General features: G+C 66.5%; 19 protein-coding genes and 1 tRNA gene. 12 read left to right on the top strand and 8 right to left on the bottom strand.

Going from position 1 to position 16748, the window contains the following annotated elements:
- The first annotated feature begins 23 nt into the window (after window positions 1–23).
- The 8 genes from C2R22_RS10765 to C2R22_RS25025 are packed head-to-tail and all read left to right on the top strand — an operon-like array spanning window position 24 to window position 3094.
- Window positions 24–587 carry a hypothetical protein gene (locus C2R22_RS10765; RefSeq protein ID WP_103425758.1) on the top strand — a complete coding sequence of 188 codons (564 nt, stop codon included), beginning with the start codon at window positions 24–26 and terminating at the stop codon, window positions 585–587.
- A complete protein-coding gene (locus tag C2R22_RS10760) occupies window positions 584–1018 on the top strand; it encodes a hypothetical protein (RefSeq protein ID WP_103425757.1) in 435 nt (144 codons plus the stop codon). Before C2R22_RS10765 ends, C2R22_RS10760 begins: the two co-directional genes overlap by 4 nt.
- Complete coding sequence (locus C2R22_RS10755; RefSeq protein ID WP_103425756.1) at window positions 1015–1347, top strand: hypothetical protein; 333 nt, start codon at window positions 1015–1017, stop codon at window positions 1345–1347. The genes C2R22_RS10760 and C2R22_RS10755 overlap by 4 nt, the downstream gene beginning before the upstream one ends.
- Window positions 1344–1826 carry a hypothetical protein gene (locus C2R22_RS10750; RefSeq protein WP_103425755.1) on the top strand — a complete coding sequence of 161 codons (483 nt, stop codon included), beginning with the start codon at window positions 1344–1346 and terminating at the stop codon, window positions 1824–1826. The genes C2R22_RS10755 and C2R22_RS10750 overlap by 4 nt, the downstream gene beginning before the upstream one ends.
- Before the next feature lies 1 nt (window position 1827).
- Window positions 1828–2313 carry a hypothetical protein gene (locus C2R22_RS10745; protein ID WP_103425754.1) on the top strand — a complete coding sequence of 162 codons (486 nt, stop codon included), beginning with the start codon at window positions 1828–1830 and terminating at the stop codon, window positions 2311–2313.
- Between the two features lies 1 nt (window position 2314).
- The gene (locus C2R22_RS10740; protein ID WP_103425753.1) at window positions 2315–2776 is read left to right on the top strand and encodes a hypothetical protein; all 462 of its coding nucleotides are present in this window, start codon (window positions 2315–2317) and stop codon (window positions 2774–2776) included.
- Complete coding sequence (locus C2R22_RS10735; RefSeq protein ID WP_103425752.1) at window positions 2773–2967, top strand: hypothetical protein; 195 nt, start codon at window positions 2773–2775, stop codon at window positions 2965–2967. The genes C2R22_RS10740 and C2R22_RS10735 overlap by 4 nt, the downstream gene beginning before the upstream one ends.
- Window positions 2954–3094, top strand: coding sequence for a hypothetical protein (locus C2R22_RS25025; RefSeq protein ID WP_162562306.1), 141 nt, complete (start codon window positions 2954–2956; stop codon window positions 3092–3094). Before C2R22_RS10735 ends, C2R22_RS25025 begins: the two co-directional genes overlap by 14 nt.
- Before the next feature lies 1 nt (window position 3095).
- Here C2R22_RS25025 and C2R22_RS10730 read toward each other — a convergent pair whose 3' ends face one another.
- The 4 genes from C2R22_RS10730 to C2R22_RS10715 all read right to left on the bottom strand — a co-directional run bounded on the left by C2R22_RS10730 (window position 3096) and on the right by C2R22_RS10715 (window position 4204).
- Window positions 3096–3473 (bottom strand): hypothetical protein, encoded by a 378-nt coding sequence (locus C2R22_RS10730; protein WP_103425751.1) that lies wholly within the window; start codon window positions 3471–3473, stop codon window positions 3096–3098.
- Window positions 3474–3609: 136 nt separating this feature from the next.
- The gene (locus C2R22_RS10725) at window positions 3610–3969 is read right to left on the bottom strand and encodes a hypothetical protein (RefSeq protein WP_103425750.1); all 360 of its coding nucleotides are present in this window, start codon (window positions 3967–3969) and stop codon (window positions 3610–3612) included.
- Window positions 3966–4073, bottom strand: coding sequence for a zf-TFIIB domain-containing protein (locus C2R22_RS27435; protein ID WP_394342391.1), 108 nt, complete (start codon window positions 4071–4073; stop codon window positions 3966–3968). The genes C2R22_RS10725 and C2R22_RS27435 overlap by 4 nt, the downstream gene beginning before the upstream one ends.
- Before the next feature lie 57 nt (window positions 4074–4130).
- Window positions 4131–4204 (bottom strand) — tRNA-Tyr (locus tag C2R22_RS10715).
- Window positions 4205–4307: 103 nt separating this feature from the next.
- Between C2R22_RS10715 and C2R22_RS10710 the strand changes: the two genes are divergently transcribed.
- Window positions 4308–5111, top strand: a complete 804-nt coding sequence (locus C2R22_RS10710) for a class I SAM-dependent methyltransferase (protein WP_103425748.1) — start codon at window positions 4308–4310, stop codon at window positions 5109–5111.
- A gap of 47 nt (window positions 5112–5158) precedes the next feature.
- Here the strand turns inward: C2R22_RS10710 and C2R22_RS10705 are convergent, their stop codons facing one another.
- Window positions 5159–7513 (bottom strand): N-6 DNA methylase, encoded by a 2355-nt coding sequence (locus C2R22_RS10705; RefSeq protein WP_103425747.1) that lies wholly within the window; start codon window positions 7511–7513, stop codon window positions 5159–5161.
- Window positions 7514–7828: 315 nt separating this feature from the next.
- Here C2R22_RS10705 and C2R22_RS10700 point away from each other — a divergent pair, with 315 nt between their 5' ends.
- A complete protein-coding gene (locus C2R22_RS10700; protein WP_103425746.1) occupies window positions 7829–9529 on the top strand; it encodes a coiled-coil domain-containing protein in 1701 nt (566 codons plus the stop codon).
- Between the two features lie 25 nt (window positions 9530–9554).
- Here C2R22_RS10700 and C2R22_RS10695 read toward each other — a convergent pair whose 3' ends face one another.
- The gene (locus C2R22_RS10695; protein ID WP_103425745.1) at window positions 9555–11519 is read right to left on the bottom strand and encodes a DEAD/DEAH box helicase; all 1965 of its coding nucleotides are present in this window, start codon (window positions 11517–11519) and stop codon (window positions 9555–9557) included.
- Between the two features lie 122 nt (window positions 11520–11641).
- Between C2R22_RS10695 and C2R22_RS10690 the strand changes: the two genes are divergently transcribed.
- Together C2R22_RS10690 and C2R22_RS10685 are read left to right on the top strand one after the other, a co-directional pair.
- Complete coding sequence (locus C2R22_RS10690; protein ID WP_103425744.1) at window positions 11642–12499, top strand: hypothetical protein; 858 nt, start codon at window positions 11642–11644, stop codon at window positions 12497–12499.
- 1200 nt (window positions 12500–13699) lie between these two features.
- Complete coding sequence (locus tag C2R22_RS10685; protein WP_103425743.1) at window positions 13700–14905, top strand: Cdc6/Cdc18 family protein; 1206 nt, start codon at window positions 13700–13702, stop codon at window positions 14903–14905.
- Between the two features lie 57 nt (window positions 14906–14962).
- Here C2R22_RS10685 and C2R22_RS10680 read toward each other — a convergent pair whose 3' ends face one another.
- Window positions 14963–15751, bottom strand: coding sequence for a helix-turn-helix transcriptional regulator (locus C2R22_RS10680; protein ID WP_245902733.1), 789 nt, complete (start codon window positions 15749–15751; stop codon window positions 14963–14965).
- Between the two features lie 97 nt (window positions 15752–15848).
- A complete protein-coding gene (locus tag C2R22_RS10675) occupies window positions 15849–16409 on the bottom strand; it encodes a TATA-box-binding protein (RefSeq protein WP_103425742.1) in 561 nt (186 codons plus the stop codon).
- Window positions 16410–16748: the final 339 nt, after the last annotated feature.

The raw sequence follows: 16748 nt of genomic DNA, 5'->3' as shown, positions 1-16748 counted from the left end.
GACGGCATCCGAGGTGAGACTCGGTGACGGCACAGAACGTTCCCGGCGACGAGTGGGTCGAACTCGTCCCGTCGAACTTCGAGGACGACTACAGCGTCGTCGTCGAGGACGCGCCGATCTACCTCTACCCCGGCGACAAGCCGAACCGACCAGTCGCGGGACTCCCGCTGCGCGCCGACGCGATTCAGTCCGGACAGGTCGACCGAGGTGTCGCCCTGTGGGGTCGGTCGCAGACCGACGTCGACGCGAGCGTGCGCGTCGTCCCGAACATCCGAATCGACGGGAGCAACGAGCGCGCGGTCACCGTCTCGACGTCGGTCCAGACGGACACCTACGACCGCGGAGACGACTTCGACACGGCGAGCGACGGCTACCCGGTCGACCTCTCCCCCGACGAGACGATCCAGCATCTCCTGTTGTCCATCGTCGAGGGAGAGATCGACGTCGAGCTTACCACGACCGATGGCGACGTCGTCACCATCCCCGTCGACGGGAAGGCGAGCATCGACTCGTACTCGGTCGAGTCGGTGAGTATCAGTGACCCGGGCAGCGCGCCACGAATCGCCGGGGGGTGGGCCGGCGAATGAGCGAGTTCTCAATCAACACCGAGGTACCAGAGACGTACGTGTTAGGCGGTTACACGACGTTCGACACGACTCCCTCTGGAGTCTCAGACGGCGTCGGCGGGACCGCAGGAGTGGACGAGTGGAGCGACGGCTCGCGTCACACGTACGACATCGAGAGCGGAGCACCCATCGTCGCAGACGGCGTTTACGTCCGGTACAATTCGAGCGATTCATCACTCTCACTTGATGTCGAAATCCAGACTCCATCGGATTTCTACGATGTGATTCAGGGGGCTAGTGAGGGCTCCACAGGAGGTGGATTCGTCACTGAAGGAACGTTCGAGATGGCGGAAGTCGAGGCAGTCGCAATCGACCCCTCAGCTCACAACATCGACATAGTCGAAATCAAACTGCACACCCCCACAGTCGGACCACACGGACACTCAGCATGACGACCAGAGAACAACTCACGTTCGAGCGGACACAGGCCCTCTTGAGACAGTTAGAGGCTCTTCAGAATCAGCAGGAGTTTCGAGCCATCCGAGAGGCAGCAGAGTTAGGCGAGGCAGAGCAGGCCGTCACACAGCGGGACAAAGCCATCGACGAGATCGTAACCGACTACCAGTCGGCGCGCTCGTCCTTCGATACCGCTGTGGCCGACTACGGAGCGGCCGGCGACACGGCGACCAGGATGTCGGCTGTCGCGACGGCGGTCCAGGCCCAACAGAGCCAAATCGACGAGATCGTGGAGTACCTCGTGCTCACGAGTGATTCGCTGTGAGCGCCGGCCAGCGCATCGCGGCCGTCCTGGAGGACAATCGCCTCACCCGCGACGAACTCGACACCTACGACGCCGTCACCGTCGCCACGGCGCTCGAACGCCTCGGCGTCGTCCGGGACGCACAGGCGTCTGCGTTCGGGAACAACGACTTCTTCGAGGCTGACGGCCTCGGCCGCGTCAAGGACACTAACCGCCAGCAGTTTCGGGAGAAGTGGCGCGGACTCTTCGAGTCCGTCGTCTTCCCGCTCGTGGAGGGTGACAAAATCGCGTCGTCGGGGCTCGTCACCGAGGAGGACCGGAATCGGGTGCGCTTTGGAGAGTCCGACTCCGCGGACGTCGTCAACGATGTCCAGCAGCACAACGAATCAGTCACCGCTGAGAACAACGCCGTGACGTCCTCGTCGGGCGTCTCGACGGGGTTACTCGCGGTTCTCGCGGGCGCTGTGGCGCTCGCCTTCGCGGTTCTCGGAGGTCAATGACATGCCAGACTACCTATCCGACCCAGACAGTGCAACGAACGGAATCCCGAACTTCGCGGACGACGCGAGTTTCGGAGGTTCAGGAGACGACTACGTCGTAACCGGGAGTGACGGCGCGCCGCTCCTCGCGAACACAGGCAACGCCCGAGACTGGCTCCGTGACACGCTCGCGGGCCGGTCGTCCGTCGACGAGGAGGATTTCGGCGGCACGTTCACCGACCCGACTCAGGACGGCGAGAGCGTCGACATCCCGCTGCGGGACACCGGGTCGTCGGGCGGGTCGGGCTCGACGACGTCGCCCACCGGCGGGTCACAGACGAGCTTCGACGTCGACGCGTTGCAGCAGGCGCTCGCCTCGATGCCGTCGCCCTCGCCGGCGTCCTCGTCGGGCGGCGGGCTTCTCGGCGGATCCGCCGGGCTGATCGCCGTCGTGAGCGGCGCGGTCGCCCTGGTGCTCTCGCTCGCGTCGTCAAGCGGGAGTGAGTAAGATGGGAATCTTCGGTGACGCGTACGGAGCCGTCGCCGGCGTCGCCGACCACGCCACAGGCTCCGTCGACGAGTCCATCGGCCGGCAGTTCGACGACACGCCCGGTGGTGGGTTCTTCGAGGCCGGTCCGAACACCGACGATGAGACGGAGAGTGTCGCGGGGTTCGACCCGTGGGGCGACTCCCAGAGCAACCCTCTCTTAGAGGTCGGACCGGCACGGACGGCCTACGACGTCGTGTTCTCCTACGACGAGACACTGAACGGACAAGAGGACACGGCGGACGTCCTCGGTCCGACCGTCGGAGGCGTCGTCGACGCGGTCGTCACCGTCGACGGCGAAGAAGTCGGGAGTGAGGAACGGAAGGGACGGACTTTCCTTCTTCTGGTCGGAGCGGCCATCGCGCTGTACTTGCTCGCTCCCTTGTTCGAGGTCGTTGCGGCGTTCGGGGGTGACGATGGGTGAGCGAACTGACGGACATCATCATTCAGGCGACGGATCCGGTGACTGCGCTGCTCGTCATCGCCATCGGTTACGAGATATGGTCGGTCAAGAAAGACCTCCAACAGGACGTCGAGGTCGTACGTCAGCGCGTACGACGAATCGAGTCTGCATTCATCGAGACGGACGGAGGTGGTGACGATGGTGAGCGGTGAGGTTGTCCTCAGTCCTGTGGAGTTGCTCGGCGTCGCCGCGCTCCCGCTCTCCGCGATCTCCGGCGCGCTCAAAACCTTCATCCAACGACGATTCGGTGGACCACGAAGAAAAGAGAGCGACGAGTAGGCTACTCGTCGAGGGGCTTCACCGCGAACGTCCCCCACTTCGGTGCGAGGTAACCGAGCGTCTCTAGCTTCCGCGTGACAGAGGTTCGGACCACGGCTTTGTTCATGCCGAGTTCCTGAGCGAGCAGATTCTCGGCGACGTCGACGTCGATGCGATTGTCGAACGTACTGTTCCGTTCGAGGAGCCGGTACGCTCGTGCGAGACGGTCGTCTTCCGGTACGTTGGCTCCCTCCGTCGCTCGGCCAGCTGCATCGCGGATGTGCTCGCGGAGGTCGTCGCTCATCGAGTCGACGCTCGACTTGTAGCGGTCTTTCAAGTCCTCGTCGACTCGCACCGTGATTCGAACGGAGTTCGACCGGTCGGACTGCATTCGGCTCATCGCTTTACCCCCTGGTTGTGCACACAACTCGGCCGGGCGTCATACGCAGACAGCGCCGGGAAACCCAGTGTGGGCACACACCCCCCTGGGGGTGTGTGCGAGAGGGCCTCGCGTGCGGACGTGTGCGCGCGTGGCGTCATGCCTGACCACCTCGTCGGTACTTCACCCAGAGACGCGCGTTCTCGGCTTCGACAGGCTCGCTCACGTCAGCGACCTCGATCTCCTGGCGGACGTACCGCTGGTACATCGCGGCGACGTGAGTGCACCACCCTCGATTCTTGTACCCGAGACAGTCGCACTCGCCGACGGGCTTCCCTCCGTCGAGGGCGAACACGACTCGGTGAAGCGCACCGTTGCCGACACGAACCATCCACTCAACGCGGTTGACGGGAGAGACATCGGCGTCCTCTCTTTCTGCTCGCTCCCACGACGTCGAGGAGGCGAAGCCGTCAGGCAGCTCGACGTCGGGGTAGCCCCCGAGCGGTTCGCTGCTCATCGGAGCGTCCCCCCGTGGCACTCAGGACAGATACGACGCGGAATACCGCCTCGTGTCGTCTCTGTCTTGAGACGTGACCCACAGCGTGGGCACCAACGGTTCACGACGAACACCCCCAGAAATCGACTGACAGACGGCGAAGGGGGCGACTTAATTTCGAGTCCGCTCTCCCCGATTTGAACGGGGGGCAAGCCGATCTACAGTCGGCTGCTCTACCAGGCTGAGCTAAGAGCGGTCATCGTATCGTAGTCGCCCCTCGAAATTTAAGCGTTCTCATTCACACCCCGAGTGTCACGTCGACCCACGACGCTTACCTCCCTGTCTGCGTACCGTGGGGTATGCCGAACCACGAGGAGAGTGAGACGCGGGAGGAGTGGAACGCCGCCGACTACGACGACCAGTGTGCGTTCGTCTACGAGTACGGCGAGAGCGTCACCGAACTCCTCGACGTCGACGCGGGCGCGACCGTCCTCGACCTCGGCTGTGGGACGGGCCACCTCTCGCGGGAACTGGTCGACCGCGGCGCGAGCGTCGTCGGCGTCGACAACTCCCGCGAGATGGTCGCTCGGGCGCGCGACCGCTACGGCGACGTCGAAGGCCTCCGGTTCGTCCACGGCGACGCCCGAAGCCTCGTCGACGCGGTCGGAACCGACGACCCGTTCGACGCGGTGTTCTCCAACGCGGCGCTGCACTGGATTCCGGGGCCGGACCACGACGCCGTCCTCGACGGGGTGGCTCGCCTCCTGCGACCCGGCGGAGCGTTCGTCGCCGAACTCGGCGGCCGGGGCAACGTCGGGAGCATCGTCGAGGCCGTGGGGCGCGAACTCGACGCGCGCGGCTACGAGGCGGAGAACCCCTGGTACTTTCCGAGTGTTGGCGAGTACGCCCCTCGGCTCGAATCCCACGGCTTCGAGGTCCGCGACGCCCACCTGTTCGACCGGCCGACGACACTCGACGGGGGAGCGACAGGACTCCGCGACTGGCTCGCGATGTTCGGTGACGGCCTCCTCGCCCCGCTCCCGGAGGACGCTCTCGACGCGGTCGTCGAGGCGGTCGAGGACCGTCTCGAAGCCGAGTACTATCAGGAGGAGTCGTGGGTCGTCGACTACCGACGGTTGCGGTTCCGTGCCGTGCGCGTCTGAGTCGGGTGGGCGTCCCTGGCTTCGCGTTTCCTCGTCTCCCGAGCGCGCTACCGTTCGGCGAGGAACCGCGCGGCGGTCCGGTCGACCTCCTTCTGTATCTCGGCGAGTTCGGGGATGGTGAGGCGGTTGTACGCGCGCTTCGACCGGTCGACGTAGGCCGGAACGACCTCGTGCGCCCGACGCGAGAGCGCTGCGAGTCGCTCCTGTGTCCGGATTTCGTCCCACTCCGGGAGGTGAAGCGAGGAGACGACGGACTTCGAGAGGCCGGCCTTCCCGCCCGCGAGGTCCCGGAGACAGCGCTGGTACGGGTCGGCGTTCAGCAGCGCACAGAGGTAGTGGGCTTCGTTCGCGTCGTCACACGCGACGAACATGCAGTGGTCGCCGGGGACCACGGGCTTCCGGCCGAGTTCGGCGTCGTCGACGGTCGAGACGACCGCGAAGTGGGGGTTGAACCCCAATCGACACCAGACCACCTTGTACGGTGCCCAGGTGTACGGTCCGAGGCCGAATAGCGAGTAGAAGGGGCCACCGTCGAACCACGACGATTTGCGCCGTTCGAGCCGTTCGCGACGGGATTCGAGGTAGTCGTACGTCTTCGGTGTCTCTCGTCCCAGAGCGTCGGCGTTCGCCTCCCCGGCCTGTCGCTGCGGCACGAGGAACCGGTCGTGTCCGAACAGCCCCCACTTGACGACGTGCTTCGAGCGGAGGTACGGGTAGACGTGGGTCGGTTCGATTCGGGACAGGAGGTCGTCGTCGACGCTGAAGACGGCCTTCGCGTCGTCCTTCAGACCGTGACGGATGCGGTACGCACAGTCGCCGACCGGGGCCGTCTCCGCGTCGACTCGGTGCCAGGGACCCGCCGGGTCGTCCGTGTCGACGGGTGTGAGTCCCGTTCCGGTCCGCGCGAGCGTCGTCCGGAGCGTCGAGAGCGACTCGAACGTCGGGGTCGTTTCCACCGCGTCCGTCGCTCCCTCCGTGTTCGCCATGTCTGCTGTATCTACCGTGCTCGCTGTGTTCGCCGTGTCCGTCGCGTCGGCCGTATCCATCGCGTCCGTAGAGGCCGTCCCGTTCGCGACGCCGTCGCGCGGTTCCCACACCGTCGCGGGAACCGGGAAGTCGGGTTCTTCGCTGCCACCCACCCGGAACACGTAGAGCGCGGCCGCGACGCCGACCCCCTCGAACGGGTCCACCGAACCGAAGTCGTGGACGTGTTCGACCGCGAGGGGACGGGAGCCAACGCGACCGGAGCGGACGAGTCGACCCGCGGGTCCTCGGACGTGGTCGCGCTTGAGGACGAACGCGGCGACTCCGCCGTCGGCGAGAAAGCGGTCGAGACAGGTCCAGACGAACGGGAGCGAGAGGTCGTCGTTCGCGTGGCCCAGGCGCGCCGCCGCGCCGCGGTGGTCGAACAGGTCGAGTCGGTCGATGGGTCCGGCTTTGAGCCGCTCCTTCTGAACGTCGGGAAGCCGCTCCCACGGGATCCACGGCGGGTTCCCGACGAGTGCGGTCGCCCGTCCTTCGACTCCCGTCGTCGGCGTATCGTCGGCGAGGCCGAGCGCGTCGCCGAGGAAGACCGGTATCGAGACGCGGTCGACGCTGGCGTCGGCCATGGCGGGAAGGAGTGCGAGCAGACACGCCGTTCGCGCGGCGGCGACGGCGACCGGGTTGACGTCGACGCCGACGACGGTGGTCGAGAGGCGTTCGAGCGTCGCGGCCGGTCCGAGCGATTCGGCGCGTGCGGACCGCCGCTTCCGGCGGATAGCCGCGGTCAGAAACGCGCCCGCTCCACAGCCGGGGTCGACGACGACGCCCCGGTCGAAGCCGTCGGCCCGACTCGCCGCCTCCCTCACGCCGAGTTCGGCCAGGCCGGGTGGCGTGTAATACTCGCCGAAGACGCGCCGCGAGGTGGAGGGCACGGTCCGTTCGTACGCCCGGCGGAGGTCCTCGGCGTCGCAGGCGGCGAGCGAGTCGCGGGTGAGGTCGGCGTCGTCGTCGACGAGCGACACCTCGACGGCCTCGTGGACGGGGCGCAGGTCGAGCGCGTCGTCCGGGGTGTCGACCGTGACACCGAACGTCACCTCGACCTGCCTGTGGAGGGCGTCGACGACGGCGGCGAAGGTGAGCGTGTCGAGGAAGAGTCGGTGGGGGGGGACGGTGTTCGGGTCGCTCGATTTCGTCTCGGTCGTGAACTCGGTGCTGACTCTCTCGCCACCGTCCTCGTCCCCATCTCCGTCTCTATTTCCGATCCCCGGCGTCTCGAAGACCGCGCCGTGGTGGTCCCGGACGTACGCACACCACGCCTCGAAGACACGGGCGACGGTGGCGTCCGACTCCGACAGGCGGGCGGCCAGCCGTGACCGGTAGTCGTCGGTCGCCGTGAGGTCGACGCCGGGGAGGGTCACGAGTGGAGGTGGGCGACGAGCGGTAAAACCGTTCTCCTCGGATGGCTCGGCTCGCCGGTGTTCGTGGCTCCCGCGGCTTCGAGCGGCCCGTTCGGCGTCTCACACCGTCGCGTCGTCCTGAACTGCCCGCCGTCGCCGCGGCGGCCCGCTTCGAAGTCCCCGGGACGACGGATTATTATGTGAGATAATTTGAGGGTTGGATTTATGCCGGTGTCCGTGAGTCGTTCCCACGGACCAGGTTGTCTGACGGACGGCTGACGCTCCGCGGGCGAGACGCGTGTCGGCGACCCGTCCGTCGGGCACCACAGAGAGACCATGACCTCACTCACCCACCCTGCCGACCACTCGGTCGCCGAACTGAAGGACGCACTCGAAGACGTCGACGACGTCGAAGCGCTCGAACGACTCCTCGAAGCCGAACGAACGGGCGAAGAGCGCGTCACCGCCATCGACGCCATCGAGACGCGACTCGACGCGGTCGCTCCCGCCGAGACGAGCGATGACGCGGACGACGCGGGCGACGCCGACGCGGCCGAAGAGGTCGACGCGGCTCCCGACGGCGAACCGGTCGCCGACGATATGGCCGGCGGCGCGGACGACGGGCCCTCGACTCAAAACGGGTCCGCCGTCGTCGAAGAGGGCTGGAGCAAGGACACGGTGGTCGGCGTCGGCCGACCGGTCAGGGACGAGGCGGCGGCCACGAACGGAGACGCTCCGGTCGAGTCCTCTCGGCGCGACTCCCCGGTCGAGAACGGGGGGCGGTCGACAGAGTCCGGGATTCGAGCGGCTCAAAACGGGAAGACAGCGGTCGAGATACCGGACCGGCCCTCGAAGCGGGCGGAGGCGGCGTCGCTCTCGACGACCCTCTCCGGCGCGGACGAGGACGTCGGCGAACGACTCTTAGAGAACATCGAACGGATCCGACACACGTTCGAGCACTCGACCACCGAGAGCGGGCGAATGGAGGCCAGAGTCCGTCAGCTTCAGACGGAAGTCGGCGACCTGAAAGCCTACACGAACGCGCTCGAAGAGTTCCTCGACGAGGAAGGTACCGGACGGCAGGTGATCGAATCGGTCCGCAGCGACATCGCATCCCTCGAAACGAGCCTCTCGGAAGTCGAAAGCGACGTCGGAATCCACGGACGCAACCTCGGGAGCCTCTGGGACGTCGTCGAGGACGTCGAGGACGAACTCTCCCGACTTCACGAACGACTCGACGAGCAGCGCCGGGGCCTCGAAGACGACATCGAGGACGTCGAGGACGAACTCCGCGAGGTGCGCACGGCCGCGGACGAGCGGTTCGGAGAACACGCCCACCGGCTCGACTCGCTCGACGAGCGACACGAAGAACACGAGAGCCGGTTCGAGCGCGTCGACGGCCGGGTCGACGAACACGCCCACCGGTTGCAGTCACTCGACGAGCAGCACGCGGAGCACGACGAGCGGTTCGAGGCCACCGACGACCGACACGAAGCGCACGCGAACAGGCTCGACTCGCTCGGCGACCGGGTCGACGGCCACGAGAGCCGATTCGAGCGCGTCGGCGACCGGGTCGACGAGCACGCGAGCACGCTTTCGGGCGTCGACGAGACGCTCTCGACCCACGATGAGGCGCTCGACGGGCTGGACGATGCGGTCGACGTCGTCTCCGAGCGGGTAAACACCGTCTCTGAGGAGGTCGACGCTGTCGAGACGCGGGCCGACGACGCCGCGGCGGAGGTCCGGGAACTCGACAACGAGGTCACAGAAGGACTGGCCGACGGCTCCGAGGAACGGGCGAAGCTGGCGGAGCGAATCGAGGACAACGCCGCGGCCATCGAGTCGGTGCGCGCGACGGTCGACGACCTCGCCGCGACCGTCGAATCGCTCGAATCGCGACTGGGCGACTCGGGAAGCGTCGAGGGTCGGTTCGCGGACGTCGAAGCGGAACTCGAAGAGCTCAACGAGTGGCGCGAACAGCTGAGTTCGGTGCTCCTGAGCTCCGCCGGTGCCGACCCGAAGCCAGCCGAGCAGTAACGGGTTCCGGGCTCTTTTCACTCCCTCAGGATACGTCGTTCTCGCGGACGAGCACTCCTTTCTCGGCCAGGTGGCGGGTCTGTCGCTGCGCGAAGTCCTCCTCCGTGGTCCCGCGGGTCGCAAGGACGTACACGAGGGCGCTCCCCGCCGGCCGCATGGTTCGTCCGGCGCGCTGGGCGCCCTGTCGTCGTGAGCCACCCAGCCCCGAGGCGACGATGGCGAGTCCGGCGTTCGGGAGGTCGATACCCTCGTCGGCGACGCGGGAGACGACCAGCGTTCGGAGGTCGCCCTCGCGGAAGCGCTCGAACAGGCGTTCGCGCTCCCAGTGGGGCGTCTCCCCGTTGACGAACGGCACGTCGAGCGCCTCACTGATGTCTCGCCCCTGGTCCAGCCAGTCGACGAACACCAGCGCCTTCGCGTCGTCGTGCTGGGCGAGCAGGTATCTCACCTCGTCGACCTTGGCGGGGTTGGTCGCGGCGATGGTGTGGCGCTCGCGCCCGTCCGCCGAGGCGTACTCGTTCTGGGCCTCGTCGTCGCGCCAGGGGACGTACCGAATCTCGACCTCGGGTTCCTGGACGTAGCCCGCGTCGAACAGCTTCGTCCAGTCGGTGCCGATGGGCGGGCCGATGAGCGTGAATATCTCCTCCTCGTCGTCGGACTCTCGTACCGGTGTGGCCGACAGGCCGAGTCGGTGTTTGGTCTGGAGGTCGGCGCTTCTCCGGTAGACCCGCGAGGGGATGTGGTGGACCTCGTCGTAGACGATGAGTCCCCACCGCCGCGAGTCGAACAGCGAGCGGTGGCGGTCCATCCCGGCCGTCTGGTACGTGGCGATGGTGACGGGTCGAATCTGCTTGACGCCGCCGTGATACTCGCCGATCTGTTCGTCCGAGAGGGAGGTGTGCGTCAGGAGTTCCTCCCGCCACTGGACGGCGAGTTCGCGGCCCGGGACGAGTATCAGGGTCTCGCCGCCGACGGCTTCGAGCACGCCCATCGCCGCGACGGTCTTCCCGCTCCCCGGCGGGCCGACGAGGACGCCCGCCCTCTTCTCGACGAAGGCGTCGACCCACTCGCGCTGGTAGTCGCGGAGGTCGACGTGGAGGTCGACGTCGATGGGGTCGCCCGTCTCCAGGTCGCGCTCGTCGACGACGGGGTATCCGGCTTCCCAGAGGATGCGCTTGATGGCCGCCTCCGCACCGTCGCGCACCCACGACTCCGTGTCGGAGATGGGTGCGTGGAGGTGTTCCTCGTCGAGTTTCTGCCGGGCGACGTTGCCCATCAGGTTCTCCGAGGCCGCCGAGAGGACCGTGTACCCGTCCTCGTGGGTCGAGAGGGTGAACTGGTGGGCCCGGTTCCACTGGTCCGCCACCCAGTCTTCGAGCGGGTCCGACCGCCGCGGGAGAACCGAGCGCATCAGCGCGATGAGTTCGGAAAGCGAGTCGAACGGCGCGCTCCAGATGTCCTCTCGTCGGATGCGGTACAGGTAGCCCCTCGTCCCCGACTCGCGGTCGCCCGTCGTGTCCACGAGGTGGGCGAACTGCGCCATCCGCGCGCGGGTGTACTGCGTCGGCGCGTCGACGACGACCTCCCGGCGCTGTGGGAACAGAACGGCCCGCTCCCGTGTGGCGAGGTCGCCCCACTGGCTCGGAAACCACACCACGGGGTCCGACTCGACGTCGACCGACCGGACGGAGCCCTCGCGTTCGAGTCCGGCGAGCGCCTCGGTCACCGCCGCCTGCGAGCGGTCCGTCCGACGGGCGACCTCTCCCGCGGTGACGACGGGTCGACCCTCCCGCTCGACCGCACGGTAGAACTCTTCGAGGGTGAGCGGCCCCTCGCCTTCGGGAGAGGGCGGTGCCTCCTCGTCCAGTTCGTCGGGGGCGTCGTGGTCGTCCGGTTCGTCAGGAGCGCCGTCGTCCGGTTCGTCGGAGGCGTCGTCGCCGACCACACCGTCGCCGACGGCGTCCCCGTGCTCGCCCGACTCGTCTGTCATTGAGACGGGTAGCGGGTCCGCGAAGAAACGCGTTGTGTCTCGCCGGGCGAGAGGTGCGTCGCGTCCCTGTGGTCTCCTCGGGCACGACAACGGTTTGACGGTCCGGTCCGTATCCCTGGACGATGACCGACCGACTCCACGCCCTCGGCCGGGCGGCCTGTGAGGACCGCGGGTACGAGGTGACGACGCCGCGTAAGCCGTGGCTCCCGGTGTCTCTCGCCGAACCGACGGCCGACGCCTCCCCGTTCGTCCCGCGCGCGACGAACGGTCTCGTCGCCATCGAACCGCTCGCGAGCGACGAGACGACGCCCACGACGCTCCTCTCGCGGCTCCGGAACAACGCCGGGAACGACCGCTTCTCGCTGTTCGTCGTCGAGAGCGAGAGCGACGCCCACGAGGTGCACGAGGTGTTACGTCGGCCGCCGCTGGTCGCCGCCGAGGACGGCCACGGCCGACGAACGTTCTACAACGGCCCCGACCGCATCCCGCTCGCCGAGGGAGGGTACGCGGCGACCCGGACCGACACGGCACCGGACGACCTCGTCTGGCGCGAGAGCGGCGTGGGCGACGACCGCTCACTCATCCTCGTCGATCCCGGGAAGACCGCGAAGGACGAGGGCCGCGCGGGTGAGGAACGCGACGAACCAGTCGGTGCGGTCGTCGTGTGTTTCGACGGTGTCGACGACCTCGCCTGCCCGACCGCCGAGTCGTTCCCCTACGCGTACCACCGCGATGCCGACGACAAGCGGTTCCGGGTCCGGTCGCGCGACGACCGCACTGTCGGCGTCTACGACGGTGTGGCGGACATGCGTGCGAACGCGTACGTCCCGCTCCCGATGCCGCTCGTCCCCGAACACGTCTTCGACGGCGTCCCCTCGGTTCGGGACGAGTGGGCCGTACTCGTCGTCGACGGCAGTTCGGACCGGACGGACCCGGCGTCGACGACCCACCTCGTCAGTGCGGACTCGTCCGCCGAGTGAGAAGCGGACGTATCACGAATTGCCGCCGTCCACGACACCTCGTTTCCGGTGAACGGAGCGGTTTCTCGTACCCCCGTCTGCACCCGAAAGCGCCGTCAATAGGGTCCAAGACACACCACGTTTCCGGTGAACAGTCATCGCACGTTTCCGGTGAGCAGTCATCGGCGAACGGCCGCTGGTGAACACCCGTCTGCGAGCAGGGATGGCCGGTCCCGGAATCCCGACTAGACGAATCACCGCACCTGAGTTCCGGTGAGAGCGTCCGTTTTCGCTGAACACTGCGCATCCGGTGAACTGCTCGGTCCCCGGTGGACACCGTGTTTCCGGTGAATCGGCCGACGGAGGCCGCAGCCAGGACTCGGGCACACCACGTTTCCGGTGAAATCCTCCGGGAACGCCTCTCGACAGTCGGCGTGTGCGACACTCGCTGTGTACCGGTCCCGTGCATCGAAGGCTAATCCAGTATGGGCCGCTCGGTGAACCTCGGAGACACTACGCTCCGAACTTCGGTCTCGGAGACACCACGTTTCCGGTGAACAGGGGATGCCTGCAGCCAGCAGGGTGGTGCACACCTCGTTTCCGGTGAACTCGTGGACTGTCGGTGTCTCGGCTCGTCGTCGTCTCGCTTCGGCTGTCGGCCGAGTGTAGCTGATGAGCCGTGAGAAAGGGCGGGCGTGTGGGCCGCCGGACGGGTGGCGAGTTGGGACTCGGACACACCACGTTTCCGGTGAACCCGGCGGTGAGCCCCCACTGTGTCCGCAGTGTCCTCACTGCCGTTCGTCGACCCGCGAACAGAAACTTTAAATTAGTTAATCGTTTACTCTACCGTAGCCCGTTCAGCATTCACTACTAGATGTCCGTTCTGGACATCGTTCCACGGGAACCACCGAACTGCTTGTCGTGCCCGGCGGGCCGTTCACGAGGATACCCCCGACGACAACCGACGGTCGATGGCGTCTCATTCGCCGAAGTCGTCCCTCGACGAATCCCCGCTGACGGTCCTCATCCCCCTGATTCTGACGCTCAGTACGACTTGGCCCAGCCACTCGCTCGTGAGAGACACCGTGTTTCCGGTGAATCGAAACCGTGGCTTCAGGTGCACGAACCGCCCGCTCGAACCCCGTTTCACCGGAAACGTGGTGTGTGTCTCTCGGCGCGCGAATCACAACGCATTTCACCGGAAACCCGGTGTGGCCCAACATGCCTAACGCCGCCGACGACCTCTTCACGCGAGAGGACCCCATCTTCGCGAACAAGGAACTCCTCGAGATCAGTCACCTCCCCGGCGAGGGGCGCATCGTCGGCCGGGACGACGAGATATCGAACCTCGCAGCGGCGGTCAACCCGGCCATCTTCGGGCAGAGCCCGAGCAACGTACTCATCTACGGGAAGACCGGCACGGGAAAGTCACTGTGTGCCAAGTACGTCTCGCAACGACTGGTCGACACCGCCGGCGAGGAGTCGGTGACGGCCACCTTCGCGTACGTCGACTGCGCGCAGGATACGACCGAGACGCAGGCCGTCCAGACCATCGCCGAGAGCGTGAACCGTCCCGAGGTGACCGACATTCGCGTTCCGGACAAGGGGCTGTCCACGTCGACGTACTACAAGCGGCTCTGGCGGGTTCTCGACCGGCTGTACGACGTCGTGCTCATCATTCTCGACGAGATAGACAAGCTGAGCGACGACGACATTCTGATGCAACTGTCGCGCGCGGGCGAGGCCGGCAAAATCACCGAGTGTAAGCTCGGCGTCATCGGCATCTCGAACAAGATCCAGTACAAGGACCGGATGGACGAACGCGTCAAGTCCTCGCTGTGCGAACGGGAGTTCGTCTTCCCGCCGTACGACGCGAACCAGCTTCGCGCCATCATGGAGGCGCGGTCGGACGCCTTCCGTGACGGGGTGCTCGACCCTTCGACGGTTCCTCGTGCTGCCGCGTTGGCCGCGCGCGAACACGGTGACGCGAGGAAGGCGATCGACATTCTTCGCTATGCGGGAGAGATCGCGCAGTCGACCGGATCGACCACGGTGAAAGAGGAGTTCGTCACGCAAGCGCGCGAGCGCGCGGAGACCGACCGGTTCCGCGAACTCATCCGGGGGTCGACGCCGCACTCGCGGTACGTCCTCCAGGCGCTCGCGATGCTCTCGCTGTCGGCGCGACACGAGGACGGCTTCCGGACGAGCCGCGTCTACGACGTCTACGAGAACATCTGCGCCCAGCAGGGCTCGGACACGCTCTCGCTTCGACGGGTCCGGGACCTGCTGAAGGAGCACGCGTTCCTCGACATCATCGAACAGTCGAAACACAGCGGTGGGAGCGCCGAGGGGAGCTACACCAAACACCAACTCCTCGAAGACCCCGACGTGGTTCAGGAGGTGCTCTCCGAGGACGTGGACCCGTGACCGGCTGTCACGCCTCCGTTCGACCAGAACGGACGGTGACGACCCGCTCCCGACGCTTCACGAGGTCGAGACGTTCTCCGGCTCGACCTGTCGTGACCGCTCACGGAGGTCGTCGTAGCAGGCGTGTGCCCACTCGACGAACCGCTCGTCGTCGCCGTCGACGCTCGCGACGATGTTTCCGAAGTCGTCGTACGCAGCGACCCACACGTGGTCGTCGACGATGGTCAGCCCGTACTCGAGGTCCGTCGGGACGACCCAGAGCGTGAACTGGTCGAGTTCGAACGCCAACTCGAGCGCGTCCGGGAACTGCTCCCGTGAGGTTTTGAGGACGGACTCGTCGATGACGAGCTCCATGTGGGTCTCCGGGCCGATAGCCCCCTCCGCGGCCTCGTTGAACACTCGACTGACGATCGGCGTCACCCCGTAGTAGGCGTCGACGACGCCGTCGACGAGGTCGAGCCAGCGGTCGATCGGTCCGTGGGGGTTGTCCGGAGTGGAGGTCGTGACGGTCTGGGCTGCGAGCAGGTCGGTGTCGACCTCGTCGGCGACGTCGCCGATGTTGCTGAGAAAGACGTCGAGGTTCTTCGCGTTCTCCACCGACCGTTCGAGCTCCTCGTACCGGTCCAGTACCATCCCCCCGGCGACAGTGAGTCGGTACGAGCTGTTCTGTTTCTCCACCCAACCCCGGTCGGTGAAGCCCGCGAGGTTCCGCTGAGCCGTTTCGCGCGCGCACGAGACCTTGTCGGCCAGGCTACTCGGGCGGAGCGACTCCCCGCGGAGCACTCGGAGCGACTCGACGCGACACTTCGACCCGACGAGGAACGCGACGTCTTCTCGGGCTGTCATCGATCAACACCTCTGCCGACAGTCGTCTCACGCGGTTCGACGCCCGGACCCGCCGAGCACGTTCCCGCGGACGGCGGCTCTCTCACCCTCCGTCTTCTCATCCCAGCAGGCCGAGTCCCTCGATGCGGTCGACGATCTCCACCACGGCGGTCTCCGCGTCGCTCGTCTGTTTCCCGCCCGTGATGACGATCTTCCCGCTCCCGAACAGGAGGATGACGACCTTCGGCTCGTCCATTCGGTAGACGAGGCCGGGGAACTGCTCCGGTTCGTACTCGACGTCCTCGAGACCGAGGCCGATGGCGAGCGCGTTGAGGTTGAGGTTGTGGCCGAGGTCCGCGCTCGAGACGATGTTCTGGACGGTGATCTCGGGGTCCTCCTCGACGGGAATCTGGAGGTCACGGAGCTTCTGGAAGATGATCCCGAGCGCCTCGTGGACGTCGTCGATGCTCTTCGCCCCCGTGCATACGATCTTGCCCGAGCGGAAGATGAGCGCGGCGGCCTTCGGGTTCTGTGTCCGGTAGACGAGGCCGGGGAAGTTGTCCGGATTGAAGTCCGCGCCAGGGAGGTCCTCGGCGAGCGCTTCGAGGTCGAGTTCCTGACCGATACCGGTCGATGCAACGACGTTCTGAATCTCGATGGAGTCTGCCGGAGTACTCATGTGTCGTTTGTGTCTCCTCTGCCCGCACTTATAAACGGCACCCTTATAAAAGGTCTGCCCGTCTCGGCAACCTCCACCCTCGCTATCGACGTGTCCGGGGCGGGTCGGGGAGGTCGACCCGTACATGAGCGCCGCTAGATATGTCGTGCGACGCGTGAGACGAGACGGTCGCACGTCGTGTCGGCCGGCCCCGACGTCGTTCGACGGCGCGCTAGTCCGCGCGCCCTACCGTGGTATGTTGTCCCATTGCTTTATGAGACACGAACCCGTGAAACCGACTGACGTGGCCGACCTCGTTCGACGGCCTTTTATGTAACCCCGGCATTCGAGTGAATGCGA

The sequence above is a fragment of the Salinigranum rubrum genome, assembly GCF_002906575.1.
Lineage (GTDB): Archaea > Halobacteriota > Halobacteria > Halobacteriales > Haloferacaceae > Salinigranum > Salinigranum rubrum.
The sequence above is the reverse complement of the archived record's forward strand: the minus strand, read 5'-3'. Positions and strand labels throughout refer to the sequence as shown.